We start from the raw sequence: 25,024 nt of genomic DNA on the forward strand, positions 1-25,024 counted from the left end.
GCAACAGCAACCTTCCACCCGCGGTTCGCAGCGCAGTGTGGCTCCCCGGCAGCTACGAAAGGACAGCACGTTGGCGCGCGTACTCGTGGTCGAGGACGAAGAGTCGATCTCGGACCCGTTGTCGTACATGCTCCGTCGCGAGGGCTTCGAGGTGTCCATCGCGGCGACCGGCACCGAGGCCATGACCGAGTTCGACCGCACCGGCGCGGACATCGTCCTGCTCGACCTCATGCTGCCCGAGATGTCCGGCACCGAGGTGTGCCGGCAGATGCGGCAGAAGTCCAACGTCCCGATCATCATGATCACGGCGCGGGACAGCGAGATCGACAAGGTGGTCGGCCTGGAGATCGGGGCCGACGACTACGTCACCAAGCCCTACTCGCCCCGCGAGCTGGTCGCCCGCATCCGCGCGGTGCTGCGCCGCCAGGTCGACGCGGTCGGCGAGCTGGCCCCGCCGACGCTCTCGGCCGGCCCGGTGCGCATGGACGTCGACCGGCACGTGGTGACGGTGGGCGGCGACGCGGTACAGCTGCCGCTCAAGGAATTCGAGCTCCTCGAACTCCTGCTGCGCAACGCGGGCCGGGTGCTCACCCGCGGCCAGCTGATCGACCGCGTCTGGGGCGCCGACTACGTGGGCGACACCAAGACCCTGGACGTCCACGTCAAGCGGCTCCGCTCGAAAATAGAGCCAGAGCCCTCGGCGCCGCGCTACATCGTCACCGTCCGCGGCCTCGGCTACAAGTTCGAGCCGTAGGCCTCACCCAGCATTGGCTACCGATTCGCGGTTGCGTCTGCGCTCTTCCATCTCGCGGCGCAGGACGTAACCGCGGATCGCTCGGCCGATCAGCTCGGTGGTCTCGTAAGTGATGATCACGTCGTAAGTGGCGTTCTCCGGATCCCGGCGGACGAACAGGACGGTCCCCTTCAGCGTGATGGAGTCCGTCTCCAGCGCGACCTTCACGTCGACGCGGTCGTCGCGCTCGAAGCGGTCCTGCTCCATGCGGCACCGCACACCACCCTCGGACAGGTCGATGACCCGGCCGGTGTACGTCGTGCCGTTGTGCTCGACCTCGACCCACTCGCCGCCGCCGCCGCGCACGTAGTTGCGCCGGGTCTGCAGCCGGATCGACCCGACCGCCTCCAGCGACCAGCGGGGCGGTCGCTCCCGGCCGAGCTCGACCAGGCGCACGTCGACGGCCTGCCGCCGGTCGCCCGCCACCCAGGCCAGCTCCATCGAAGCGCCGAGCTTCGGGACATCCGCGTCCATCACACCGAACGGCGCCGCCACGGTCAGGCGCTTGTTACTGGCGTCCTCGACGCGGGACTGATAGGCCTCGCCGTCCATCAGCACCACGTCGACCAGGGCGTTGATCGCGGGCAGGGTGGTCACGCCCGCACCTTCGGCTCACCCGGGCGAAACTTGAGGAGTCCGGCACCCCGACCCGCCGAGCGGCGTAACGTTTTTCCTGGTGCGCAGCTTCAACACCGGCCCGGCCGGCATGCTCATGATGGTCGTCGGCCTGCTGCTGGCGGTCAGCTCGGCCTACACGGCCTTCACCCAGTCGCGCTGGCCCATGCTGCTGCCGAGCATCCTGATCGGGCTGTCGCTGATGGCGGTCGGCTACTCCCTGGTGGCCAAGGCGCGCCGCTCCCGCTCACACCGGGGTGATGGGGATTAGCTTCAGGACCCGGGCGCTCGCGGTCGCCGGGTGCTCGGCGATCAGCCCCTGCTGGGCGCGGGCCGCGCACAGCTCCGCCAGCCGGGTGTAGGCCGCCTTGCCGATCAGCGCCGTGAGCTCCGGCTCGTACTCCTGGTAGAGCCGCTGGGCCCCGACGTGCGCCTCCGGTGAGGACGTGCACCACCAGTGCAGGTCGTGCCCGCCCTCGCCCCAGCCGCGGCGGTCGAACTCGCCCAGGGTGGAGACGAGCACCTTGGTGCCGTCGGGGCGCTTGCGCCAGTCCTGATCCCGTCGTACGGGCAGCTGCCAGCACACGTCCGGCTTGTACTCCAGCGGATGCACGCCGTCGCGCAGGGCCTGCCCGTGCAGCGCACAGCCCCCACCGCCGGGGAAGTCGACGTCGTTCTGGAACACACACCCGTGACCGGCCCGCGTCGCGGTGCGCAGCGCCTTGTTCTTGCCGTCGATGGTGTCGTTCTCGGTCCACCGTTTGAAACCGCGGCGATAGTACTGCCAGTGCTCCGGCGTCAGCCGCTTGACCGCGGCCTTCACGCGCTCCTGGTCGTCATCGTCGGTGAAGAAGGCGCCGTGCGAGCAGCAGCCCTCCTCGGCCCGGCCCTCGATGATGCCGTGGCACTGGTTGCCGTACACGCACGTCCAGTTGGACAGCAGCCACGTCAGGTCGGCGCGGATGAGGTGCTCGGCGTCGGCCGGATCGGCGAACTCGAGCCATTCGCGCGGGAAGTCGAGATCGACCTCGAGATCGCGCGGGTCCTCGAGGCCTTCGACCTCGACGTGGATGTCCATTCGAAAGAGCCTACGCCGTCCCTTCGCGCGCGCCCGCAACCCCACGCGGATACGGTTTGACCATGCGACTGGGCGTGCTCGACGTGGGTTCCAACACCGTCCACCTGCTCGTGGTCGATGCCCATCACGGCGCCCACCCGTGGCCGGCCCACTCGCAGAAGGCCGAGCTGCGCCTGGCCGAGCGGATCGGCAAGGACGGCGAGCTGTCCAAGGCCGGCGCCGACAGCCTCATCGCCGCCGTTGAGCAGGCCCGCGACGCCTCCGCGCGGCTGGAGACCGACGACCTGCTCGCCTTCGCCACCTCGGCCGTGCGCGACGCCAAGAACTCGGCCCGGGTGCTCAAGCGGGTGCGCGAGGAGACCGGCGTCGACCTGCAGGTCCTCTCGGGCGAGGCCGAGGCCATCATGACGTTCCTGGCCGTGCGCCGCTGGTTCGGCTGGTCGGCCGGGCGCCTGCTGGTGATGGACATCGGCGGCGGGTCGCTGGAGCTCGCGGCCGGCATCGACGAGGAGCCCGACGTGGCGCTGTCGGTGCCGCTCGGCGCGGGCCGGATGACCCGCGAGCGGCTGCACGGCGACCCGCCGTCGGCCGCTTCGGTCGACGCCATGTGCGAGTACGCCGAAACGCTCGTCCGCCGGGTCGCGCCGCCCCTGCTCGCCGGCGGCTGGGACCGGCCGGTGGCCACCTCGAAGACCTTCCGCACCCTGGCCCGGCTGGCCGGGGCCGCACCGTCCGGCGCCGGCCCGCGGGTGTCCCGCCGCCTCACGCGCGTCGGGCTGCACCAGGTGCTCTCGTTCATCCGCCGCATGTCGTCCTCCGCGCTGGCCGAGATCGACGGGGTCAGCCCGGGCCGGGCGCACCAGATCCTCGCCGGCGCCGTGGTGGCTGAGGTCACCATGCGCGTCCTCGGGATCGACGAGGTCGAGATCTGCCCGTGGGCGCTGCGCGAAGGGGTGATTCTTCGCCGCCTGGAAGTACTGGAGTCGAGTTGATCGACAGGAGACGCTGTGCGAACCGGGCTAGCCTGGTGGTGTGAGTCGCCAAGTTCCGGTCCTGTTGTCCACCTCCTCGGTCTTCCCCGAGCCGACCGCGGCCGGCTTCGAGATGGCCGCCGCGCTCGGCTACGACGGCGTCGAGGTCATGGTCTGGTCCGACGCGGTCAGCCAGGACGGCCGCGCGCTGGCCGGGCTGTCCAAGCACTACAACATCCCGGTACGCTCAGTGCACGCCCCCTGCCTGATGGTCACCCAGCGCGTGTGGAGCCCCGACCCCTGGGAGCGCCTGCGCCGCGCCGCCCAGCTCGCCGACACGCTGGGCGCCGACGTCGTCGTGGTGCACCCGCCGTTCGCGTGGCAGCGGGAGTACGCCCGGACCTTCTCCTCCGGCCTGCTCCGGCTGGGCCGGCAGTTCCCAGGCATCCGCTTCGCCGTCGAGAACATGTTCCCGCTCCGCGGCGTGGGCCGTGAGTTCGTCCCCTACGCCCCGGGCTGGGACCCCACCCTGACCGGCTTCGACGCCTACACCCTCGACCTGTCGCACTGCGCGGCCTCGCGCACCGACGTGATCACGCTCGCCGACACGATGGCGGGCAACCTGGCCCACGTCCACCTCGGCGACGGCACCGGCAAAGCCCGCGACGAACACCTCGTCCCGGGCCGGGGCACCATGCCCTGCGCCCAGCTCCTAGCCTCACTCGACTCCCGCGGCTTCACAGGATCGGTAGCCGTCGAGGTCGGCACGCGCAAGGCCGGCAGCCGAGCCGAGCGAGAAGCCGACCTGGCCGAGTCCCTACGCTTCGCCCGGCAGCACTTGGCCACCCCATCCGCAGTCGTCTGAGACACGCCCACCAAGGGCGCGCACGAACCCAACCAGTTCGTGAACCCAAACCCACCAGACCGCGCCGCTGCAACCACCGCTGCCGCTGCCGCTACCGCCGCTGCTACTGCTGCAGCTGGTAGACCCCGGTGCGGTGTTGAGGGGGTGTGGGTGGAGCGAAGCTCCCCCACCGCTTTTCAGGACATTCGACGGTCCAACCCCGCTGCCAAGGCGCCCATACAGTGGGTGGAGCGAAGCTCCCCCACCGCTTTTCAGGACATTCGACGGTCCAACCCCGCCGCCAAGGCGCCCATACAGCGGGCAACTTTCCGGTGCCCAAGCACAAAAGAGAGGCCCCGGCCGCGCGATGGCGCGCGCGGGCCCGGGGCCGGGGCCGTCCTAGAAAGTCAGATTTTGCGTACGGACTCGGCCTGGGGGCCCTTGGGGCCCTGCTTGATCTCGAATTCGACGCGCTGGTTCTCTTCGAGGCTGCGATAGCCGTCCGACTGGATGGCAGAGAAGTGGACGAAGACGTCGGCGCCGCCGTCGACGCTGATGAAGCCGAAGCCCTTCTCAGCGTTGAACCACTTCACGGTTCCCTGAGCCATGGTGCTGTTTCTCCTTCGTAGGGCGTTGTGATCCGGTGATGAACCCGGTGTCGGGAACCGGCCTCATGGGAGGAGCCGGCACCTTCGCATCGCCCAAGCCCGGGTGTCCAAATTGTCGGACACCCGGTAAAGCGAACCACATGACGCAAGATATGCCGAAGTGAGCAGCGGCGGGGGCCGTTTCCGGCACTTAAGCAGTCACGACCGCCCGATCGGCGTCACCCACGGCCAGCGAGGCGCTCGTCTCGGCGGCGCGCTTGCGGGCGCGATGGGCGGCCACGTGGGAGCGGGTGGCGCACCGTTCGGAGCAGAACCGGCGGCAGCAGTTCGACGACGTGTCGAGGTACACGTTGCCGCAGCGTTCGTCGGCGCAGACGCCGAAGCGCGTGCTGCCGTGCTCGCACAGCCACACCGCGAGCCCCCAGGCCGCGCCGGCCAGCAGTTCCGAGCTCACCGACGAGCCGCGGCCGGTCACGTGCATGTGCCAGTCGTGGGTGTCGTGCCCGGAGATGCGCGGCTGCATCGGATAGGCCTCGAGCAGCGCGTTGAGCTCCGCGACGGCGGCCACGTCCCGGCCGGACGAGCCGTGCTCGAACACTTCACGCAGCCGCTTGCGGGCGCGCCGGAAGGCGACCAGGTCGCGTTCGGTCGCTTCCGCGGTCTGCCAGCTGTCCTCGCCGAAGAGGGCGGCCAGATCTTGCATGCTTTCGAGCGGCGCGTTGACGATGTCGACGGCGGTCCGCGCATACGCGTCGAAGTCCACCCGACCAAGGTAGTCAAGAAATGCCACAGTGGCGACCAGGCGTCACCGGAGTTCGGGAACTCTGTTTACGCTCGGCACATGCTCAGATCGGTCATCCTCGCCGCCGCCCGCTCGAACAGGGTCGAGCGGCTCGTTGAAACCGCCCCGGTCAGCCGCAGCATTGTGCGCCGCTTCATCGCCGGGGAGCACGCGGACGACGCGCTACAGCGCACCCGCGAGCTCGTTGCGGACGGACTCGCCGTCACGCTCGACCACCTGGGGGAGGACACCACCAACCCCCAGCAGGCCGAGGCGACCCGGGACGAGTACCTCAAGATTCTCGACGCCCTGCACGCCGCCGAACTGACCCCGGCCGCCGAGGTGAGCCTCAAGCTCTCGGCGCTGGGCCAGGTCTTCGACGAGAAGGTCGCCTACGAGCACGCCCGCGCCATCTGCGCCAAGGCCAGCGAGTCCGGGACCACCGTGACGCTGGACGCGGAGGACCACACCACCACCGACTCGACGCTGGAGGTGCTGGCCCGGCTGCGCGCGGAGTTCCCGACCACCGGGGCGGTCCTGCAGGCGTACCTGCGCCGCACCGAGGCCGACTGCCGTGAGTTGGCGGTCGCGGGCTCGCGGGTGCGGCTGTGCAAGGGCGCGTACAAGGAGCCCGAGTCGGTGGCGTACCAGAGCCGCCTGGACGTCGACAAGTCCTACGTGCGCTGCCTCAACGTGCTCATGGCCGGCGCCGGCTACCCGATGCTGGCCACTCACGACCCGCGGCTGATCGAGATCGGCGAGGACCGGGCCAAGTGGTACGAGCGCACGCCCGACGAGTTCGAATTCCAGATGTTGTACGGCGTGCGCCCCGACGAGCAGCTGCGGCTCGCTCAGTTGGGCTACACCGTGCGGGTCTATCTGCCGTACGGGACGCAGTGGTACGCGTACATGATGCGCCGCCTCGCCGAGCGTCCGGCCAATGTGGGTTTCCTGGCCCGGGCCCTGCGTTCGCGCGGGTGAGAACGCATCACCTGATCTGCAGGAAACGGGCGATTCGTCACATCACCCCGCTTCTCGTCCGTTAGGGCGACGCGGCGGGTTGCCGGGTTCACGTACGGTCCGGCAGTGACTGTTGGGGAGGACGGGCAGCGCGGGGACGTCATCGACGTCCCGCCGTGCTATCCGGCCATTCCCCGCCAGCGTGGCGAGTCGCGCCACCGGCTGCTCGAGGCGCCGGTCGAGTCGCGCAGCGGCACCGCCGTGTTCCGGGCCGCCCTGGTCCTGGCGTTCGCCGTCATGCTGGGCGCCCCGGCCGGCGCGATCGCGTTCGCCACGGCCCGCCAGCACGAGCGCCCCGCCCTCGTCTCCGGCCAGGGCCAGGACCTGGGCCTGTGGAACGCGCCGGCCGCCGACGCGGCCGGGCACCCGAACGCGCGGGCCGGCGCGGGTCAGACCACCGCGCCGGTCGCCACCCCGAACGCCCCGCCGACCTCGCTCGACGGGCGCATTAACCGGGTGCTGCAGGACCAGGCCAGTGCGCTGCTCAACGGCGACGAGGCGGGCTTCCTGCGCGCCGTCGACCCGTCCGCGCGCGGGCTGCGCGCCGACCTCGCCCGCCGGTACGGCTCGCTGCGCAAGCTGCAGGTGAAGGTCTGGCAGCCGGCGGCCGAGACGGCGGCCCGCACCGAGGACGGCGGCACCGCGCGGGTGACGGTGCTGGTGCAGTACTGCTACGTGGTCACCACCTGCGAGCCGATGAACCTCGAGGCCGATACCCGGTGGAAGGTCGGCGGCTCCGGCGTGACGCTGCTGGAGTTCGGCACGGCCAAGGTCCTCGGCCCGCGGCCGTGGGAGGTCAGCGATCTGCGCACCGCGATCGGGGACCGGGTGGTGATGTCGACGACCGCGAAGTACGCCGACCGCCTGCCCTCCATGCTCGCGGCGGCCGAGCAGGCGGCCGCGCTGACCGACCAGTACGCGCGCTGGGGTCCTCCGCCCTCGCGATACGTCGTCTACCTGGCCGGGCCCGAGGAGTGGGCCGCCTGGTACGGCATGGCCCAGGAGCCGTGGGTGATCGGCTTCGCGCTGCCGCTCACCGCGAGCGCGACCGAGATCGTGCTCAACGCGGCCCAGGTCGACACCCAGGGCACCCTGGACGTCCTGCGCCACGAGTTCACCCACGTCGTGACGCTGTCCGGGGTCGAGAAGTCGTGGGCCCACACCTGGTGGCTGGTCGAGGGCATCGCGGAGTACGTCCGGGTCAAGGGCACCGGCAAGCCCTTCGACAGCCTCCCCGACGTGCGCAAGTACGTGCACGGCGGCGACTGGAAGGGCGAGATCGACCTCGACGACCCGCCCGGGGACGCGACCACGGCCGACGTGAGCGCCCGCTACGGAATCGCCTACCTGACCCTTCAACACCTGGCCGACCGCTTCGGCGAGGCCAAGCTGCTGAACTTCTTCAAGTACGCCGTCCGCGACGGCCGCTCCCTCGACGCCGCCGCGCGAAAGGCGTTCGGGGTCCGCTGGAACGACCTACAGAACGATTGCGCCCGATATGTCCGGGATCACGTCTAGTCTGGCAGCGGAAGGTGGCTCACTGTATGGGCGCCTTGGCAGCGGGGTTGGACCGTCGAATGTCCTGAAGAACGGTGGGGGAGCTTCGCTCCACCCACACCCCCTCAACACCGCACCGGGGCCTACCAGCGGCAGCAGCGGTCCTTCGGAGGCGGGTTAGCCGAAAAACGTATGTACATTTGCCGACGTGTATCGCGTTCCCCCGCGTACGACGGCTGTGGCCCTGCTCATTCTGGTCTCGCTGACCGGCGCCTCCTGCACCGGCGGCGGCGATTCCGGCATTGACCTGGGCAGCGCCGGCCGGGCCGATGTCGTTGAGGTTGTCGACGCGCCGGCCACCGTCACCGCCCGGGCCGCCGCCACGCTCACCGCGGCCGCCGACGGGACCCTCATCTCGCTGAGCGTCAAGCCGGGCGACACCGTGACCGCGGGCCAGGTGCTCGCGGTCGTCGACTCGCCCGCGGCCCAGCAGCGGCTGGCGCAGGCGAGCCAGGCCCTCGACGCGCTCAAGAACTCCGGCGGCGGCGGGGCCGGGGTCAAGAACCTCTCGGCGCAGCAGAAGAAGACCGATGACGCGGCGGCGAAGGCGTTCGCGGATGCCCGTACCGCTGCCGCGCAGATCGCCGACGTGACCGTGCGGACGTCGCTCACCACCCAGATCGACCTGGCCGAGCGGACCTATCAGGAGGCGGCGGCCTCGGCCCGCGCGGTCATCCAGAGCGTCCAGCGCGGCCTGGCCAGCGTGTCGCAGGCGATGGCGGCGCTCACCCAGGCCCAGCGGGCCCAGGCCCAATCGGCCTACGACCTCGCGAAGTCCACGGTGGACGAGCTGACCCTGCGGGCGCCCGTGGCCGGGGTCGTGCAGCTGGGCGGCACGTCGGCCGCGAGTGCCCCGTCGATCACCGACCTCATCGGCTCGGCCACCGGCGGGCAGGCTCCGGCGACGGGAACCGGCGGGCCCGGTCCGGGTGTGGATCCGGCGGTACCGACGGGAGGCCGGGTCACCGCCGGCACCGCCATCCTCACCGTCGTCGACGTGTCCGAGCTGGGCCTGATGGCCGAGGTGGACGAGACCGACGTGCTGCTCGTCCAGCCCGGCATCACCGCGCGGGTGGAGCTCGACGCGGCTCCCGGCGCGAGCTACGAGGCCACTGTGAGCTCGGCCGACGTGCTGCCGAGCACGTCGGCGCGGGGCGGCGTGGCGTACCGCTCGCGGCTGAAGCTCGGCGCCGGGAAGTACGACGACGGACGCCCGGCACCGCAGCCCCGTCCGGGGATGAATGCGGTCGCGCACCTGCGGGTCCGCTCGATCGAGGATGCGGTGACCGTCCCGGCCGCGGCGGTCTTCAACGTCGGCGGCAAGGACGTGGTGTGGCTCGTGCGCGGCGGCAAGGCGGTCGAGCAGCCGGTCAGCGTCGGCGTCTCCGGCCAGGACCGCGTCCAGGTGCTCAACGGCCTCAGCGACGGCGACCGGATCGTGGTGCGCGGGACCGACAAGGTCAAGCAGGGCATGGAACTTCCGAATGGATGACCACCGCGGGGCGGCCACAATGACGGCGGCCCTCGTCGCGGAGGACGTCACGCGGGAGTACGCGCTGGACGGGGTGACCGTCCCGGCGCTCAAGGGCGTCAGCTTCACGGTCGAGGCCGGCGACTACGTGGCGATCATCGGGCCGTCGGGATCCGGCAAGTCGACCCTCATGCACCTGCTCGGCGGCCTGGACCGGCCCACGTCCGGGCGGCTGCTGCTCGGCGGGCGCGAGGTGAGCGGCCTCGATCCCAAGGAGCTGGCCCGGCTGCGCAACGAGACGATCGGATTCGTCTTCCAGTCGTTCCACCTGCTGGCCCGCACCAGCGCGGTCGACAACGTGGCGCTTCCCTTGGTGTACCGCGGAATGCGCGCCTCCGACCGCCGTAGACAGGCCGTGGCGATGCTCGAGCGGGTCGGCCTCGGACACCGCCTCGATCACCGGCCGAACCAGCTCTCCGGCGGCGAGCAGCAGCGGGTCGCGATCGCGCGGGCCCTGGTCACCGACCCGAAGGTGCTGCTGGCCGACGAGCCGACGGGCAATCTCGACACCAAGAACGGCCAGGCGGTGCTGGCGCTGCTCGAGACGCTCAACCGCGAGCAGGGCGTGGCGCTCGTGATCGTCACGCACGACCGCGAGGTGGCCGAACGCGCGGACCGGCAGATCGTCATGCGGGACGGGGAGATTGTCGCGTGAGGGTGGCCGAGGCTTGGCGGGTGGCCATCGACGCCCTGCGCGCGAACCGGCTGCGCAGCATGCTCACGATGCTCGGCGTGATCATCGGGGTGGCGGCCGTCGTGGTGCTGGTCGCCATCGGCACCGGCACCAAGCAGGAGATCGAGCAGCAGGTCGAGGGGCTCGGCTCCAACCTGCTCATCGTGGTGCCGGGCGAGGTCAACATCGGCTCGGCGCCGTCCGTGTCGCGGATGGACCTGTCCGACGTGGACGCGGTGTCGAAGATCGTCGGCGATCGCAACCGGGTCGCGGTGACCGTGGCGTCCGGCGAGACCGTCGCCGCCGGGAACGTGGAGACGTTCGCGAGCATCAACGGCGTCATCGAGACCACGCCGAACGTGTTCGTGCGGCATCTGGCCCGCGGGACCTACCTCACCCGGTCCGATGTGGACACTCAGCGCCGGGTCGCCGTGCTCGGCTGGAGCGTGGCCCACAAGTTGTTCGGCGACCGGGACGCGGTCGGCCAGCAGATGACCATCGCGGGCGTGCGGTTCCGGGTCGTCGGCGTCTTCGAGCAGCTCGGTCAGAGTCTCGGGATCGACCGCGACAACGAGGTACACGTGCCGATCACGACCGCGCAGCGGCTGCTCGCGACGAATCGCGTGGACGGCATCGCGGTCAACGCGCCCAACCGCGACGAGATCGCGGACCTGTCGGCGCGGATCATCGCCGAGCTCACCCGGCGCCACCCGGGCACCCAGTTCAGCGCCGTGACCCAGGAGCAGATCCTCGGCGTGCTCGGCGACATCCTGGGCGTGCTCACCGGGGTGCTGGCCGCGATTGCCGGCATCTCGCTGCTCGTCGGCGGGGTCGGGGTCTCGAACATCATGCTGGTCTCGGTCCGGGAGCGGACCAAGGAGATCGGGCTGCGCAAGGCGGTCGGCGCGCGGCCGCGCGACATCGGCGTGCAGTTCCTGCTCGAGGCGGTGCTGCTGACCACGCTCGGCGGGGTGATCGGCATGGCGCTGGGGATCGGCGCGTCGCTCATCGTGGCCGCGCTGTCACCGGTGCCGGCCGCGATCACCTGGTGGTCGCTCGCCCTGGCCTTCGGAGTCTCCGCGGGCGTCGGGATCATCTTCGGCGTGGTCCCCGCACAGCGCGCGGGCAAGCTGGATCCGGTCGTCGCCCTCCGTACCGAATGATCAAGTCTCCCGGAAAGATTCCGACGAAGTCCGGGTACAAGTCACAGGCGTACCGTTACCGTACTGGTAACACGCTGATTGAGTGACGCTCGATCCGGGGCAGCCGGGCCGAGCTCTTGGGCGAGCACGCTGGTCGGAGGTCGCGATGTCGAGCACGCCACACACCACCGAAGGCCGGTTGGGCGAGGTCAGGTTTCTGACCGTCGCCGAGGTGGCCACCTTGATGCGGGTGTCGAAGATGACCGTCTACCGCCTCGTCCACGCCGGTGATCTCACCGCGGTCCGCGTCGGCCGGTCCTTCCGGGTGCCCGAGCACGCGGTCGACGCATACCTTCGCGAGGCGTTCCGCGAGACCGCGTAGCCATACCTCGGTGGGGCGGGGCGGGGCCGTTTTCCGATCCGGCGGCGATGCGGCTACCCTGGAACGGCTAACCATGTCTTCGGCGTGCCAGCGATGGCACGCGTTCCGCTGTATCGAGGAGATGCTCGTATGGGCTCGGTGGTCAAGAAGCGCCGCAAGCGTATGGCCAAGAAGAAGCACCGTAAGCTGCTGCGCAAGACCCGCGTCCAGCGTCGTCGTCTCGGCAAGTAGCGTCCCGCACCCTCACCCGGCGGCCGGTTCCAGGCCCGTCCGGGTGACGGGGCTGCGCTCAGTTGTGCGCTCAGCTCTGATCGGAGCCGCGTGACCGCGTCACCCAGCGTCGTTCTGGTGACCGGGGTGAGCCGGTATCTCGGCGCGCATCTGGCCGCCCGGCTCGCCGCCGACCCGCGCATCGTCCGCGTTGTCGGCGTCGACGCCACCGCACCCACCGGCGACCTCGCCGCGGTGCTGGCGGCCGCCGGTTCCAAGATCGACGTTCACCAGATCGACCTGCGCACCCCCGGGGTGCTGCGGGCGATGGTGGACGCCCGGGTGGATGCGGTGGCGCACCTCGCCGTGGCCACCGCGACCGACCAGCACGGCGGCCGCGCGGCCATGAAGGAGCTCAACGTCATCGGCTCCATGCAGTTGCTCGCCGCCTGCCAGCAGGCGCCGCGACTGCGGAAGCTGATCGTGCGCTCCTCGACGGCGGCCTACGGGGCCTCCTTCCGCGACCCGGCGATCTTCACCGAGGACACCGAGCCGCGCGAGGTGCCCCGCGGCGGGTTCGCCAAGGACGTGCTCGACATCGAGGGCTACGTGCGCGGCTTCCGCCGCCGGCGCCCCGACGTGGCGGCCACGGTGCTGCGGTTCGCGCCGTTCATCGGCTCGGCCGTGGACACGCGCCTGACGCGGTACTTCGACCGCCCGGTCGTGCCCACGGTGCTCGGCCGCGACCCGCGGCTGCAGTTCCTGCACGTCGACGACGCGTTCGAGGTTCTGGTGCGCTCGGTGACGGAGGACCACCCGGGCACGTTCAACGTGGCCGGGGCGGGCACCCTGACGCTCTCGCAGGCCGTGCGCCGGGCGGGCCGCGTCACCATGCCCGTGCTCGAGCCCGGCCTGAACGTGCTGGCCGGCCTGGGCCGGGCCGGGGTGTCCCTGGACCAGCTCGACCTGTTCGTGCACGGCCGGGTCGTCGACACCGCGAAGCTGGTCCGCGCGTTCGGCTTCACCCCGCGCACCACCGCCGAGGCGTTCGCCGAGTTCGTCGCCAGCCGCAGTGAGAACGAACTGCTGCGCGCGGATACCATTCGCTCGGTCGAGCAGTCGTTGCTCGACGGCTTCCGCAGGACCCGCGCGGCACGGGCCGCCTTGGAGAGTGGCGAATGACTGACCCGAATCTCCCGGACGTCTGGGACGATCGGGTCGCCGGCGCGCTCGCCTTCCTCCGGGAGCGGTTGACCGGCGAATACGAGGTCGACGGCTTCGGCTTCGACCGCCACCTGACCGACGGCGTCTTCCTGCCGTTGCTGCGGCCGCTGTACAACCAGTGGTTCCGCACCGAGGTGGCCGGCTCCGAGCACCTGCCCAAGGAGGGCGCGGCGCTGGTCGTGGCCAACCACTCCGGCACGCTCGCGCTGGACGCCCTGATGCTCTCGGTCGCCGTCCACGACGAGACCGCGGCCCGCCGCCACCTCCGCCTGCTCGGCGCCGACCTGGTCTTCCGGATGCCCTTCTTCTCCGAGGTGGCCCGCAAGTCCGGCGCGACCCTGGCCTGCAACCCCGACGCTGAACGCCTCCTGGCCGACGGCGAACTCGTGGGCGTGTTCCCGGAGGGCTTCAAGGGCATCGGCAAACCCTTCGCCGACCGCTACAAACTCCAGCGCTTCGGCCGCGGCGGCTTCGTCTCGGCCGCCCTGCGCACCGGCACCCCGATCGTCCCGGTCTCGATCGTCGGCGCGGAGGAGATCTACCCGATGATCGCCAACATCCGCCCGCTGGCCCGGCTGCTCGGCGCGCCGTACTTCCCGGTGACCCCGACCTTCCCCTGGCTGGGGCCGCTGGGCCTGGTGCCGCTGCCGAGCAAGTGGCTGATCGAGTTCGGCGAGCCGATCCCGACCGAGGACTACATCGACTCGGCGGACGACCCGATGGTGGTCTTCAACCTGGCCGACCAGGTGCGCGAGACGATCCAGCAGACCCTGTACAAGCTCCTGGACCGCCGCCCGGACGCCTTCTCCGCCTGAAGCAGCGGACGGACTTTCGGGCACCGTTGAATACCGTGCGATGTCCTGAACAGCAGTGGGGGAGCAAGCTCCACCCACACCCCCTCAAAACCGCACCGGCTCCGACGGGCGGCAGGACGTCAGCTGCAACAGGCCGGGCCTATTCTGCTGGCCTGGCGGCGCTGCGGCGGCGGCGCTTGCGCATCGCGCTGTAGGTGGCCAGGCCGCCGATGACGACGCCGGTGGCCAGGGCGGTGGGAACGGCGATCTTCGCGGCCTTGCGGGCCGAGCGGAAGTCGCGGATCTCCCAGCCCCGCTCGCGCGCCATGCGGCGCAGCGCCGGGTCCGGGTTGACCGCGACGGCGTACCCGACCGTGGAGAGCATCGGGGCGTCGTTGATCGAGTCCGAGTAGGCGGCGCAGCGGGAAAGGTCCAGACCCTCGGCCATGGCCAGGGTGGTGATCGCCGAGGCCTTCTCCGGGCCGTGCATCAGGTCGCCGACCAGGCGGCCCGTGTACTCGCCGTCGCGGATCTCCGCCACGGTGCCGATCGCGCCGGTCAGTCCCAGGCGGGCGGCCATGATCCGGCCCAGCTCGACCGGGGCGGCCGTGACCAGCCAGACGCGCTGGCCGGCGTCCAGGTGCAGCTGCGCGAGGGCCAGGGTGCCGCCCCAGATGCGGTCGGCCATGAGCTCGTCGAAGATCTCCTCGCACAGGCGCTCCATCTCCTCGACCTTCCAGCCGGCGATGAAGGCGAGCGCGGCGGACTTGGCGCTGGAGACGGTGCCGGCGTGCTCGGAGGCGAGGAGGCGGAAGCGGGCCTGCTGGTAGGCGAAGCGGGCCAGGTCGCGGCTGGTGAAGTACTTGCGCTTGGCCAGGCCGCGGGCGAAGTAGTAGATCGACGCGCCCTGCATCATGGTGTTGTCGACGTCGAAGAACGCCGCCGCGGCGGGGTCGGACGGGATCTCCAGGGCGGCCTCGACCTCGGCCGCGGCCCAGCCGGCGGCGGAGACGACGATGCGGCCGCTCGGCTTGCGGCGGCGCAGCGCGGAGGGACGGATCGGCACGTCGGTCTCCCTTCAACCGAAAGCCAACGGTACAAGCACCAGACAGCAACAGGGCCCGGTGTACGTCACCGGGCCCTGCCATGTCGTGCACGTGTAACTGTGTTGAATCAGTTGCTGTGGATCAGTGCAGCAGCCAGTCGAGCAGGCCGCCCTTTTCCGACTTGGTCGGGGCCGGGGTCGGGTCCGACACCGAGTTGGCGTTCGGCTCGGCCGGGGCCGACTCCGTGGCCGAGGAGTTCACGGCCGCGGACGGGGCGGTGGTGGCGGTCTTGCCGCCGGTACCGCTGCCGCCGGTGTTGTTCGTCGCCGACGTGCCGGGCACCTGTTGTTGCTGCTGCTGCCCGCCGCTGCCGTTGCTCGACTTGTTGGCCGGGCGGCAGGCGTTGCTCACCGGCACCGGGCCGAGCGTGTCGGGCGCCGTGACGGCCGTCGAGCCGCACTTCACCAGCGGGCGGAGCGCCTTGGACCGGCGGTCGATCTCGTCCAGCAGGGTGACCGACTGGGCCGCGCGGGTCCGGGCGTCGCCGCTCGCCCCGCTCTTGAGCCGTTCGGCCGGTCCGCGCTGGTTGGTCACGAAGCCGTCGATCGCGTCGAGCGCCGCGGAGTCCTTGCGGGCCACCGCGGTGGCCGTCAGGAGCCGCACACCCTCGAGGGTCTCGCCGTCCATGTCGTCGAGCACCGAGGAGAGCCCGGTCGGGTCCTTGACCGCCTGGGCCTCGTCGAGCCGGGTCCGGGCGAACTCGAGGTACAGCTGGCCGCGGCTGATGTCCGAGCCAGCCAGCGCGAGCTGGGCCTTCTCGGTCGACCGCTTCACGGAGTACAGCGCGTCGCCGGGCATGGCGTCGCCGCTCGCGGCCGACATGCCGGACAGGGCCAGGGTGCCGGCCGCGAGGCCGACGACGATGGCGCCCCGGGTGCGCGTCCGGCGGCTGACTGCCGGTCGGCTGCCCGCGGGCCGGCGCAGGGAGCGCAGGCCCGTCCGGCGGGTCGGTTCGGGCTCGGGCGCCGTGGCGGTCGCCCCGATGCCCTCGCGCTCGATCGTGGCCATGAGCATGGCCCGCAGACCGTCGCGGAACTCCTGCTGCGCCTCCACCCGGATCGGCAGCTCACCGAGCCGCCGTCCGACCGACACCAGGTCGGAGAGGGAGTCGTCGAGCGTGGTCCTCATGTGGTGTCGCCGGGCCCCTTTGGCCTCGTCGAGGAGCTGGGCGAGTCGCTCAGCCCGTCGACGATGGAAGACGGAGCCAATCACCTGAGGCACCCCCCTTCGCTGATCGCGTCATTCAGGCGCGGAAGGGCAGCGGGATGGTGGGCCACCGCGTCCGCCGTGCGCCATGCCGACGGTCGCATCAGGACCAACGGTGCAGAGCGGAGGCTGGTTACGGCGCCTGCGGGCGCACTGTAACCGGAGGTGACAGCGGTCACGGCTGGAATCCGTCGGGGAGCAGCCGGGCGAGCGCACGCACCGCACGGTACTGCAACGCTTTGATGGCTCCCTCGTTCTTGTTCATGGTCTGCGCGGTCTCGGCCACCGAGAACCCGTGCAGGAACCGCAGCACGATGCACTCCTGCTGCTCGGGGTTGAGCTGCTTGACCGCCTTGAGCAGGTCCACGTTGGTGATGTGGTCGATGACGGCCGCCTCGGGGCTGCCCTCGGGTCCCCGGTCGGGCCGGTCCGCGTCGAGCACGTCGCCGGTGGTGACCTCCAGCCGGTACCGGCCGGACTTGAAGTGGTCGGCGACGAGGTTGCGGGCGATGGTGACCAGCCATGCACCGAGGTCGCGACCCTGCCACGTGAAGCTGCCGATGCGCTTGAGCGCACGCAGGAACGTGTCGGCGGTCAGGTCCTCGGCGAGCTGGCGGTTGCCGACCCGGAAGTACACGAAGCGGAAGACCGTGTCGAAGTACCGGTCGTAGAGGAGCCCGAATGCCGCACCGTCGCCCGCCTGGGCCCGCTCGATGAGCGCCCAGACCTCCGAGGCCGGGTCCCCGCGGTCGGGGCGCGTCGGCTGCGGCGGGACGGGCTCGCGCGGACCGGTCTCGGTCAGCGTGTCCGTGCCGCCGCTGAGCACGTCCTGCGGGATCGGCACGGTCTCCTCGCCCAGCAGCCCGGCACCGGCGCCGCCGTTGGCGGGCTTGCCGTTGATGCCGGCGTTGGGGCGGGCGTTCGGAGCCGGACCCGATCGGGTCGGTGCCTCGTTGGTGTGGGGGCGGCCACGGGTGCGCGGCACACTGCCGCCGTCACCGCGGATCACCGTGCTGAACATGTCGCGCATGGAGTCGCGCAGCATCGACAGCCCACCGGCGAGTGCGTGCTCGGCTTCGAACACGTGCTGGTAACCGCTCATGCTTCGTAAGCCCTGACAAAGGGCCTATTCGGCGCGATCACGGGCACTTCGGCCTCCTCGGGGTGAGGGGTGTCAACTCGCAACAAATGGGGTGAGTCGACTTCGGTGATAATAGGTCCGGCGTCACCCGCGTGTGGGCGGCTCTTGATGTGAGGGCACATTCTGTTCACGGATCCGTGTGCGACCGGCGCACATGCTGTCCGTCACTTCGCGACGACACGCCGTACGACACGCCGCGAAACCGGTAAATCAGGACGTAAACCGCCCCAGAGTGTCCCGGCATCTCACGCCCCCTGCACACGTTCGGGTGGTCTCTTACTCAGTCGGCGTGTCGGGCCTCTCACGGTCGGCCCATCGAGCTCCCGTCATGCCGCACGCACGATGGCATGGAAGGGGGTGATTGGTGACGGGTGATCTTTCTGATCGCGCACCCCCACCCTCCGGGTCTCGATGCCGGAGCCGGGGCTGTGCAAGACTCGTCGACCGTGCAGGAGCATTCGAATTCAGCTGCCGGCAACTTCGCTGACGCCGTGCGGCGGGCCGCCGTCGCGGGTGCCGAGCGCCCGGCCCTGCGCTCGCACGATGCCGAGCTGACCTGGGCCGATCTCGACCGCCAGGTGGACGCCGTGGCCGCCGGCCTGTCCGCCCTGGGCCTGCCCGCCGACGAGCACGGCCGCCCCCGCGTCGCCATCGCACTGCCCAACGTCCCCGAGTTCGCGGCGGTCTTTTTCGGTGTACTGCGAGCAGGCCTGATAGCCGTGCCCGTCAACCCGGCGTACACCGCGCGCGAGCTCACCCACGTGCTGACCGACTCCGGCGCCGCCGTCCTCGTGGGCACCGCGCCGGTGCTGGAGTCCCTCGGGGAGGCGGCGCCGGCGGTCCGATACCAGCTCGGCAAGAACCTGGGCGAGTTACTCAGCGGGCGATCCGCTTTCACTCAGGACGAAGCGGTGGGCGGCGAGGATCTGGCCGTGCTGCTGTACACGTCCGGGACCGCCGGCGCGCCGAAGGGGGCGATGCTGCCGCACCGCGCGCTGCTGGCCAACCACGAGCAGCTGGCGAGCATCGACCCGCCGCCGGTCGAGTCCGACGACGTGCTGCTGCTGGCCGTGCCCCTCTTCCACGCGTACGGGCTCAACTCCGGCCTCGGTGCGGTCGCGTACCACGGCGCCTGCGGGGTGCTGCTGGAGCGCTTCGACCCGGCCGACGCGCTGGAGGCGATCGAGCGGCACGGGGTGACCGGGGTGGTCGGCGTGCCGCCGATGTTCATCGCCTGGTCGCTCATGGGGGAGCGGCTGGCCGAGGCCTGGTCCCGGGTGCGGCTCGCGGTGTGCGGGGCCTCGCCGCTGGACGCCGCGGCCGAACGGCGCTTCGCGGACGCGACCGGACGGCCCGTACACCAGGGATATGGGCTGACCGAGGCCGCTCCGGTGCTGACCAGCACCCTGGCCAGCGCGGCGGTCAAGCCCGGCTCGATCGGCCGGCCGATCCCCGGGGTCGAGGTCCGGCTCGTCGACGCCGCGGGTGAGGACGTGCAGGAGGATGAGGACGGCGACACTGACCCGGGTGAGATCGTGGCGCGCGGGGCCAACCTGTTCCTCGGCTACTGGCCGGACGGCAGCGGCGGACCGGGCGCGGACGGGTGGTGGGCGACCGGCGATGTCGCCTACGCCGACGAGGACGGCGACCTGGTCATCGTGGACCGCCTGGGGGAGTTGATTCTCGTCAGCGGCTTCAACGTGTACCCGCATGAGGTCGAGTCGGTCCTGGCCGCCCACGAGGCCGTGGTGGAGGCCGCGGTGCTGGGGGTGCCGCACCCGTACACCGGGCAGACCGTCAAGGCCCTCGTCGTGCGGGTCCCGGACTCGCAGGTCACCGCCGAGGAGCTGATCGCGCACTGCGAGCGCAACCTGGCCCGCTTCAAGTGCCCCACGGCGATCGAGTTCGTCGCCGAGCTGCCGCACTCCGCCACCGGCAAGGTGCGCAAGGGGGCGCTGCGGTGACGACGAGGCTCACGCTGTACACGCGGCCGGGTTGTCACCTGTGCGACGAGGCCAAAACGGTGCTCGACCGGGTCGGCGAGCCCTGGGAAGAGGTCGACATCGAGGGTGACGAGGAGCTGGAGGAGGAGTACGGCTTCCGCATCCCGGTGCTCCTCCTCGACGGCAAGGAGCACGGTTACTGGCGGGTAGAAGAGGAGCGACTGCGCCGGGACCTTTCGCTATCCTCACCCGGGTGAAGCACCTGGTTTGGGACTGGAACGGAACCCTCCTCGACGACCTCAAGCTCGTCGTCGACGCCACCAACGTCTGCCTGGCCACCGTCGGCGGCCCCGTGATCACGGCCGAGGAGCACCGCCGCGACTTCCGCCGGCCGATCCTCGACTACTACGCCCACGTGCTGGAGCGCCCGGTCGACGAGGTGGAGTTCAAGCTGCTCGACGACGCCTTCCACGACGCGTACCGCGAGCGCATGGCCGAGGTGCAACTGGTTCCGGACGCGCTCGAGGCGATGGCGAAGTGGCCCGGCACCCAGTCCCTGCTCTCCATGTTCTTCCACGACGAGCTGCTGATCGAGGTCGAGCGGCACGGCCTGGGCGCGCGCCTGGTCCGCGTGGACGGCCTGCCCGGCACCATCGGCGGGCACCGCAAGGCGACCTACCTGGAGCGCCACCTCAAGGCGCTGGAGCTGAACCCGGCCGACGTCGTGATGATCGGCGACTCGGTCGACGACGGCGACGCCGCGCTGGCCAACGGCTGCACGGCGGTGCTGTACGCCGGCGGCTTCACCGACAGCAAGCTCCTGGAGGCAACGGGGCTCCCCGTCGCCCACTCCCTGGTCGAGGCAGTCGAACTGGCCATGTCGAACCAGGACCCGGTGCGGTGTTGAGGGGGTGTGGGTGGAGCGAAGCTCCCCCACTGTTTTTCAGGACATCGAATGGTAGTCAACGGTGCCAGGGCGCCCATACAGCGCTAACACCTTTCGGTGCTTGAAGACACCAGATCCTAGCCCTGTAGATAGGTCAGCACCGCCAGCACGCGGCGGTGCTGCTCGTCGTCCGGCGGCAGGTCGAGCTTGGTGAAGATGTTCTTGACGTGCTTCTCGACCGCGCCGTCGGTGACGACCAGTTTCCTGGCGATGGCGGTGTTGGAGCGGCCCTCGGCCATCAAACCGAGCACCTCGCGCTCGCGCGGGGTGAGGCTGCGCAGTGGGTCGTCGCGCCGGCGGCGGACGAGCAGCTGGCCGACGACCTCCGGATCGAGCACGGTCGCGCCGGTGGCGACCCGCTGCATCGCGTCCAGGAACTCGGCCACCTCGGAGACGCGGTCCTTCAGCAGGTACCCGACCGCGCCCGCCCGATCCGCGAGCAGATCGTCGGCGTAGGAGACCTCGACGTACTGCGACAGGACCAGGATCGGCGTCTTGGGCACCCGGGCCCGGGCCTCGACGGCGGCGCGCAGGCCCTCGTCGGTGTGCGACGGCGGCATCCGCACGTCCACGATGGCCACGTCGGGCCGGTGCTCGACGACCGCCTCGACCAGGCTGGGGCCGTCCCCGACGGCGGCGAGGACCTGGTGGCCGCTCTCGGTGAGCAGGCGCACCAGGCCCTCGCGCAGGAGTACCGCATCATCCGCAACGACTACGCGCACGCGGCTGATAGTAGTGCCAACTAGATCGGCAGGATGGCCACGAGCTTGGTGCCGGCATCGAGGGGGCTCGTCACGGTGAGCTCGCCGCCGGAGGCCTTCACCCGGTCGGACAGCCCGGTCAGGCCGTGGCCCTTGGCGAGGCTCGCGCCGCCGACGCCGTCGTCCTCGACCGTGACCAGCATCCCGTAGGCCGAGCGCTGCAGCGAAACCTTGACCTCGCTGGCGTGGGAGTGCTTGGCCACGTTGGTGAGGGCCTCGGCGACCACGAAGTACGCGGTCGTCTCCACGTTGGCGGCCAGCCGGCCCACCTCGGGCAGCTCCAGGTCGACCGGGACGATCGAGCGGGCGGCCAGGGCGGTCAGCGCGGCCCGCAGCCCCCGGTCGACCAGGATCGGCGGGGCGATGCCGCGGGACAGCGCGCGCAGCTCCTCCAGCGTCTCGCGGGTCTGGGCCAGCGCCTCGGCCACGGTCGCGCGGGCGGCCGCCGGGTCGTTGTCGAACTGCAGGTCGGCGCGGCCCAGGTCCATGGCCAGCCGGACCAGGCGCTGCTGCGGGCCGTCGTGGATGTCCCGCTCCAGCCGGCGCAGGGCAGTCGCCTCGGCCGAGACGGCGGCGGTGGTCTGCTCGCGGGCCCGGTCCCGGCTGCGCTCGGCCTCGTAGACCCGCTCGCGCAGCTCGTTGACCCCGCTGAGCAGGGCCCGGGCGAACAGTGCCTCGAGCAGGGCCACGCCGCGCACCACCGGGATCAGCGTGAGGGCGAAGACCAGGCCGAGGGCGGTGTGGAACAGCAGGCGCGTGTCGGTGCCGCTGCCCAGGCCGAGCAGCTCCGGCAGGTCCTGGTTGTCGGGGCCGCGGGGGATCGACCAGTCCCACAGCACCGTGGTCAGGCCGCCCAGCGCGCCGGCCCACCAGGCCACCACGAACGCGAAGGCGAACGTGCTGGGGATGATCCGGAACACCCCGTGCAGCAGGTCCAGCCAGGACTGGCCGTCGGAGAGCGGGACGAACGTGCGGCGCCAGAAGCCCGCGCCCGGCTCGGCCTTTTTGTAGTACGGGTGCGGAAGGTGGGTACGGAGCACCGGGCCGATCCGCGCGCGCTCCAGCGTGGCGAATCCGCGTGCCTGGAAGACGGTCGCGAACAGGATCGGGAAGCCGACGGTGAGGACCACCAGCCCGACGCCGAGGGAGAACCCCGTGACGCACAGCACGATCGTGATGATCGACAGGGGGAACCCGAGCAGCACGTACTGCGTGTCGATGCCCAGCTGGCGGAAGATGCGGGAAACGCGGCCGGGGCCGATCGGGGTGATGGTCGTCGTCATGTCATCGACGCTAGGCATCGCGGCCCTCCGCTCCCATCCCGCCGTCCAGCCACTTGATGGTAGGGGCAGCCCTACTGGAAAAACGTGTAGGCTGGCTACATAAGCGTGTTGGGCTGCGACAAATGTCGGATTTGCCGGATACTTGCCACAGCGCCCGCCCGCTGCCGACCGCGTCGGAGAAAGGGGGCACCACGTGCCGCGGGGGCATTTCTCGCGTACGCGATCCGCACGGGCGGGCGCTGACCTCTACGTGGTAGGCGTCGAGTCTTCAAGATCGCGATTTGTGCACGGCTTCACAAGCGCCTACTCTGTTGCAACGACGAACTCCGCTAGCACAGCTAGTAACCGCCTTTGCGAGCGGCCTCGTACACCGCCGTCGTCGTCTCGGAGACTCATGAGCCAGCAGCGCACCGGCCCCACGGACGGACCGGACTTTCCGGACCTGCCGGAGGCCACCGTCGCCAGGCTTCCGGAGTACCTGCGCGCCCTGCACCACCTCAGCGAGGAAGGGCACGACACGGTCTCATCGGAGGGTCTGGCCGCGGCCGCGGGGGTCAACTCCGCCAAGCTCCGCAAGGACCTGTCCCACCTCGGCCGCACCGGCACCAGGGGCGTCGGCTACGACGTGACCCTGCTCATCGACCAGATCGAGCAGGTGCTGGGCCTCACCCACCGCCGGGCCGTCGCGCTGGTCGGTGTCGGTAATCTCGGTCACGCCCTGGCCGGCTACGCGGGCTTCGGCAGCCGCGGCTTCCGGATCGCCGCCCTCTTCGACGCCGACTTCGGCCGCGTGGGCGAGCAGATCAACGGCCTGGTCGTCCGGCACATCGACGAGCTGCCCGAGATCGTCGACCAGGAGCAGATCTCGATCGCGGTGATCGCCACTCCGGCGCACGCCGCCCAGCACGTGGCCGACCGCCTGGTGGCGGCCGGCGTCACGAGTGTCCTGAACTTCGCACCCTGTGTCTTGAACGTCCCCGACGGCGTCGACGTGCGTAAGGTCGATCTGGCAATCGAGTTGCAGATCCTGTCCTTCCACGAGCACCGCAAGTCGGCCCTCACCGGGCTGCCGGCGGGACCGAAGGCGGGACGGGGCGAAGCGGAGGTCGCATCGTGACCGGGAACGTCAACTTGCTGGTGGTGGGACTCTCCCATCGGACGGCAGGGGTACCGCTGCTGGAGAAGCTCGTGCTGAGCCCCGGCGAACTGCCGCAGGTGCTCGCCGAGCTGGTCGGGCTGCCGTACGTCGACGAGGCCGTGGTGCTGTCCACGTGCAACCGGGTCGAGATCTACGCCGCCGTCACCGCGTTCCACGGTGGCCTGGCCGACATCGGCGGGCTGCTCGCGGCGCGGGCCGGGCTGGCCGTGAGCGAGCTGGCCCCGCAGCTGTACGTGCACTACGAGGCCGACGCCGTGCGCCACGCCTTCCGCGTCGCCGCCGGCCTGGACTCGATGGTCGTCGGCGAGGCCCAGATCCTCGGCCAGCTGCGCGACTCCTACGGCACCGCCGGCGAGCAGGGCACGGCCGGCCGGCTCCTGCACGAGCTGCTGCAGCAGGCGCTGCGGGTCGGCAAGCGGGTGCACGCCGAGACCGAGATCGACCGGGCCGGGCAGAGCGTCGTCAGCGCCGCCCTCGCCTACGGGCAGGGTGCCACCGCGCCGGTCGAGGGCCGGCCCGCGCTCGTCATCGGGGCCGGTTCGATGGGCGCGCTGTCGCTGGCCACCCTGCGCCGCGCCGGTGCCTCGCCGCTGTACGTGACCAACCGCAGCCACGCCCGCGCCGAGCGGCTGGCCGAGCTGCACGGGGCCGAGGCGGTGCCGTTCGCCGAGCTGCCCACCCTGCTGGAGCGGGTCGAGATCGTGGTCAGCGCCACCGCCTCGCCCGGCGCGGTGCTCGACGCTCCGCTGCTCGCCGGGGCCGGCCACGACCTGCTGGTGCTCGATCTGGCGCTGCCGCGGGACGTTGCTCCGGCCGTACACGAGCTGGAAAATGTGACGCTCGTCGACATCGAGCTGCTGTCGGAGTCGCTGTCCACCACCGCCGAGGCGGAGGAGCGGGCGGGCGAGGAGATCGTCGCGGCCGAGGTCGAGGCCTACCTCACCTGGCTGCGCGGCGCCGACGTGGCGCCGACCGTCGCCGCGCTGCGGGCCCGGGCCGACGAGGTCGTCGAGGCCGAGCTGCGCCGGCTGGCCCAGCGCTGCCCCGAGCTCGGCGACGACGCGCGGGCCGAGGTGTCCCACAGCATTCACCGGATCGTCCAGCGCCTGCTCCACCAACCGACCGTCCGGGTGCGCCAACTGGCGGCGGCACCGGGCGGCGAGGCTTATGCTCAGGCGCTGCGCGAGCTGTTCGATCTGCAGGTTCCCACCGCCGAGATCAATCCGGCCGAGGCTTCCGAGGTGCACCCGTGACGT

25 protein-coding genes and 2 pseudogenes are annotated in these 25,024 nt (G+C 71.0%); 18 read left to right on the plus strand and 9 right to left on the minus strand.

Going from position 1 to position 25,024, the window contains the following annotated elements:
* The first annotated feature begins 70 nt into the window (after positions 1–70).
* Positions 71–754 carry a winged helix-turn-helix domain-containing protein gene (locus ACQP00_RS03260; protein WP_395899630.1) on the plus strand — a complete coding sequence of 228 codons (684 nt, stop codon included), beginning with the start codon at positions 71–73 and terminating at the stop codon, positions 752–754.
* Between the two features lie 3 nt (positions 755–757).
* Here ACQP00_RS03260 and ACQP00_RS03265 read toward each other — a convergent pair whose 3' ends face one another.
* Positions 758–1,390 (minus strand): PilZ domain-containing protein, encoded by a 633-nt coding sequence (locus tag ACQP00_RS03265; protein ID WP_433214068.1) that lies wholly within the window; start codon positions 1,388–1,390, stop codon positions 758–760.
* A 79-nt stretch (positions 1,391–1,469) separates the two neighbouring features.
* On the opposite strand from ACQP00_RS03265, the gene ACQP00_RS03270 reads away from it, so the two are divergent.
* Positions 1,470–1,679 carry a hypothetical protein gene (locus ACQP00_RS03270; protein ID WP_433214071.1) on the plus strand — a complete coding sequence of 70 codons (210 nt, stop codon included), beginning with the start codon at positions 1,470–1,472 and terminating at the stop codon, positions 1,677–1,679.
* Here the strand turns inward: ACQP00_RS03270 and ACQP00_RS03275 are convergent.
* Positions 1,656–2,486 (minus strand): hypothetical protein, encoded by an 831-nt coding sequence (locus tag ACQP00_RS03275; protein WP_433214074.1) that lies wholly within the window; start codon positions 2,484–2,486, stop codon positions 1,656–1,658. The two genes, ACQP00_RS03270 and ACQP00_RS03275, sit on opposite strands and share 24 nt — an antisense overlap.
* A 62-nt stretch (positions 2,487–2,548) precedes the next feature.
* Here ACQP00_RS03275 and ACQP00_RS03280 point away from each other — a divergent pair, with 62 nt between their 5' ends.
* Positions 2,549–3,478, plus strand: coding sequence for a Ppx/GppA phosphatase family protein (locus ACQP00_RS03280; protein ID WP_433214077.1), 930 nt, complete (start codon positions 2,549–2,551; stop codon positions 3,476–3,478).
* Between the two features lie 40 nt (positions 3,479–3,518).
* Positions 3,519–4,322, plus strand: a complete 804-nt coding sequence (locus tag ACQP00_RS03285; protein WP_433214080.1) for a sugar phosphate isomerase/epimerase family protein — start codon at positions 3,519–3,521, stop codon at positions 4,320–4,322.
* A gap of 386 nt (positions 4,323–4,708) precedes the next feature.
* Here ACQP00_RS03285 and ACQP00_RS03290 read toward each other — a convergent pair whose 3' ends face one another.
* Positions 4,709–4,909, minus strand: coding sequence for a cold-shock protein (locus ACQP00_RS03290; RefSeq protein ID WP_433214083.1), 201 nt, complete (start codon positions 4,907–4,909; stop codon positions 4,709–4,711).
* Between the two features lie 190 nt (positions 4,910–5,099).
* Positions 5,100–5,672: a CGNR zinc finger domain-containing protein gene (locus ACQP00_RS03295; protein WP_433055932.1), complete on the minus strand. Its 573-nt coding sequence runs from the start codon at positions 5,670–5,672 to the stop codon at positions 5,100–5,102.
* Between the two features lie 78 nt (positions 5,673–5,750).
* Between ACQP00_RS03295 and ACQP00_RS03300 the strand changes: the two genes are divergently transcribed.
* From ACQP00_RS03300 to ACQP00_RS03340, 9 genes and pseudogenes are all read left to right on the plus strand, one after another.
* Complete coding sequence (locus ACQP00_RS03300) at positions 5,751–6,671, plus strand: proline dehydrogenase family protein (protein ID WP_433214086.1); 921 nt, start codon at positions 5,751–5,753, stop codon at positions 6,669–6,671.
* Between the two features lie 105 nt (positions 6,672–6,776).
* A complete protein-coding gene (locus tag ACQP00_RS03305; RefSeq protein WP_433214089.1) occupies positions 6,777–8,228 on the plus strand; it encodes a basic secretory protein-like protein in 1,452 nt (483 codons plus the stop codon).
* Positions 8,229–8,415: 187 nt separating this feature from the next.
* A complete protein-coding gene (locus ACQP00_RS03310; protein WP_433214092.1) occupies positions 8,416–9,759 on the plus strand; it encodes an efflux RND transporter periplasmic adaptor subunit in 1,344 nt (447 codons plus the stop codon).
* 19 nt (positions 9,760–9,778) lie between these two features.
* Positions 9,779–10,450, plus strand: a pseudogene (locus tag ACQP00_RS03315) (ABC transporter ATP-binding protein); the annotation flags it as partial.
* Complete coding sequence (locus ACQP00_RS03320) at positions 10,450–11,634, plus strand: ABC transporter permease (RefSeq protein WP_433214095.1); 1,185 nt, start codon at positions 10,450–10,452, stop codon at positions 11,632–11,634. The pseudogene ACQP00_RS03315 and the gene ACQP00_RS03320, both read left to right, overlap by 1 nt.
* A 145-nt stretch (positions 11,635–11,779) precedes the next feature.
* Positions 11,780–11,995: a helix-turn-helix domain-containing protein gene (locus tag ACQP00_RS03325; protein WP_033363444.1), complete on the plus strand. Its 216-nt coding sequence runs from the start codon at positions 11,780–11,782 to the stop codon at positions 11,993–11,995.
* 129 nt (positions 11,996–12,124) lie between these two features.
* Complete coding sequence (locus ACQP00_RS03330) at positions 12,125–12,226, plus strand: 30S ribosomal protein bS22 (RefSeq protein WP_007465623.1); 102 nt, start codon at positions 12,125–12,127, stop codon at positions 12,224–12,226.
* 90 nt (positions 12,227–12,316) lie between these two features.
* A complete protein-coding gene (locus tag ACQP00_RS03335; protein WP_433214098.1) occupies positions 12,317–13,387 on the plus strand; it encodes an NAD-dependent epimerase/dehydratase family protein in 1,071 nt (356 codons plus the stop codon).
* Entirely contained in the window at positions 13,384–14,244 is an 861-nt protein-coding gene (locus tag ACQP00_RS03340) for a lysophospholipid acyltransferase family protein (RefSeq protein ID WP_433214101.1), read from the plus strand. Before ACQP00_RS03335 ends, ACQP00_RS03340 begins: the two co-directional genes overlap by 4 nt.
* A gap of 139 nt (positions 14,245–14,383) precedes the next feature.
* Here the strand turns inward: ACQP00_RS03340 and ACQP00_RS03345 are convergent, their stop codons facing one another.
* The 3 genes and pseudogenes from ACQP00_RS03345 to ACQP00_RS03355 all read right to left on the minus strand — a co-directional run bounded on the left by ACQP00_RS03345 (position 14,384) and on the right by ACQP00_RS03355 (position 17,637).
* A complete protein-coding gene (locus ACQP00_RS03345) occupies positions 14,384–15,139 on the minus strand; it encodes an HAD family hydrolase (RefSeq protein ID WP_433223666.1) in 756 nt (251 codons plus the stop codon).
* Between the two features lie 535 nt (positions 15,140–15,674).
* A pseudogene (locus ACQP00_RS03350) lies at positions 15,675–16,541 on the minus strand (DUF5667 domain-containing protein); the annotation flags it as partial.
* A 169-nt stretch (positions 16,542–16,710) separates the two neighbouring features.
* Entirely contained in the window at positions 16,711–17,637 is a 927-nt protein-coding gene (locus ACQP00_RS03355) for a sigma-70 family RNA polymerase sigma factor (protein ID WP_433214104.1), read from the minus strand.
* 485 nt (positions 17,638–18,122) lie between these two features.
* Here ACQP00_RS03355 and ACQP00_RS03360 point away from each other — a divergent pair, with 485 nt between their 5' ends.
* The 3 genes from ACQP00_RS03360 to ACQP00_RS03370 are packed head-to-tail and all read left to right on the plus strand — an operon-like array spanning position 18,123 to position 20,526.
* On the plus strand, positions 18,123–19,640 hold the full coding sequence (locus ACQP00_RS03360) for an AMP-binding protein (protein ID WP_433214107.1): 1,518 nt from the start codon (positions 18,123–18,125) through the stop codon (positions 19,638–19,640).
* Positions 19,637–19,876: a glutaredoxin family protein gene (locus tag ACQP00_RS03365; protein WP_433214110.1), complete on the plus strand. Its 240-nt coding sequence runs from the start codon at positions 19,637–19,639 to the stop codon at positions 19,874–19,876. The genes ACQP00_RS03360 and ACQP00_RS03365 overlap by 4 nt, the downstream gene beginning before the upstream one ends.
* Complete coding sequence (locus tag ACQP00_RS03370) at positions 19,873–20,526, plus strand: HAD family hydrolase (protein WP_433214113.1); 654 nt, start codon at positions 19,873–19,875, stop codon at positions 20,524–20,526. Before ACQP00_RS03365 ends, ACQP00_RS03370 begins: the two co-directional genes overlap by 4 nt.
* A 116-nt stretch (positions 20,527–20,642) precedes the next feature.
* Here ACQP00_RS03370 and ACQP00_RS03375 read toward each other — a convergent pair whose 3' ends face one another.
* The gene (locus ACQP00_RS03375; RefSeq protein WP_433214116.1) at positions 20,643–21,287 is read right to left on the minus strand and encodes a response regulator; all 645 of its coding nucleotides are present in this window, start codon (positions 21,285–21,287) and stop codon (positions 20,643–20,645) included.
* 20 nt (positions 21,288–21,307) lie between these two features.
* On the minus strand, positions 21,308–22,609 hold the full coding sequence (locus tag ACQP00_RS03380) for a sensor histidine kinase (RefSeq protein WP_433214119.1): 1,302 nt from the start codon (positions 22,607–22,609) through the stop codon (positions 21,308–21,310).
* Positions 22,610–23,003: 394 nt separating this feature from the next.
* Between ACQP00_RS03380 and ACQP00_RS03385 the strand changes: the two genes are divergently transcribed.
* On the plus strand, positions 23,004–23,726 hold the full coding sequence (locus ACQP00_RS03385; protein ID WP_433214122.1) for a redox-sensing transcriptional repressor Rex: 723 nt from the start codon (positions 23,004–23,006) through the stop codon (positions 23,724–23,726).
* Complete coding sequence (locus ACQP00_RS03390; protein ID WP_433214125.1) at positions 23,723–25,021, plus strand: glutamyl-tRNA reductase; 1,299 nt, start codon at positions 23,723–23,725, stop codon at positions 25,019–25,021. The genes ACQP00_RS03385 and ACQP00_RS03390 overlap by 4 nt, the downstream gene beginning before the upstream one ends.
* Positions 25,022–25,024: the final 3 nt, after the last annotated feature.

This window comes from Dactylosporangium sp. CS-047395 (assembly GCF_050942185.1).
Taxonomy (GTDB): domain Bacteria; phylum Actinomycetota; class Actinomycetes; order Mycobacteriales; family Micromonosporaceae; genus Dactylosporangium.

Coding starts and splice junctions, on each gene's coding strand:
- ACQP00_RS03275 (WP_433214074.1), bottom strand. CDS start 2,486: ATGGACATCCACGTCGAGGTCGAAGGCCTCGAGGACCCGCGCGATCTC.
- ACQP00_RS03280 (WP_433214077.1), top strand. CDS start 2,549: ATGCGACTGGGCGTGCTCGACGTGGGTTCCAACACCGTCCACCTGCTC.
- ACQP00_RS03290 (WP_433214083.1), bottom strand. CDS start 4,909: ATGGCTCAGGGAACCGTGAAGTGGTTCAACGCTGAGAAGGGCTTCGGC.
- ACQP00_RS03300 (WP_433214086.1), top strand. CDS start 5,751: ATGCTCAGATCGGTCATCCTCGCCGCCGCCCGCTCGAACAGGGTCGAG.
- ACQP00_RS03325 (WP_033363444.1), top strand. CDS start 11,780: ATGTCGAGCACGCCACACACCACCGAAGGCCGGTTGGGCGAGGTCAGG.
- ACQP00_RS03330 (WP_007465623.1), top strand. CDS start 12,125: ATGGGCTCGGTGGTCAAGAAGCGCCGCAAGCGTATGGCCAAGAAGAAG.
- ACQP00_RS03340 (WP_433214101.1), top strand. CDS start 13,384: ATGACTGACCCGAATCTCCCGGACGTCTGGGACGATCGGGTCGCCGGC.
- ACQP00_RS03345 (WP_433223666.1), bottom strand. CDS start 15,139: ATGATGCAGGGCGCGTCGATCTACTACTTCGCCCGCGGCCTGGCCAAG.
- ACQP00_RS03355 (WP_433214104.1), bottom strand. CDS start 17,637: ATGAGCGGTTACCAGCACGTGTTCGAAGCCGAGCACGCACTCGCCGGT.
- ACQP00_RS03380 (WP_433214119.1), bottom strand. CDS start 22,609: ATGACGACGACCATCACCCCGATCGGCCCCGGCCGCGTTTCCCGCATC.
- ACQP00_RS03385 (WP_433214122.1), top strand. CDS start 23,004: ATGAGCCAGCAGCGCACCGGCCCCACGGACGGACCGGACTTTCCGGAC.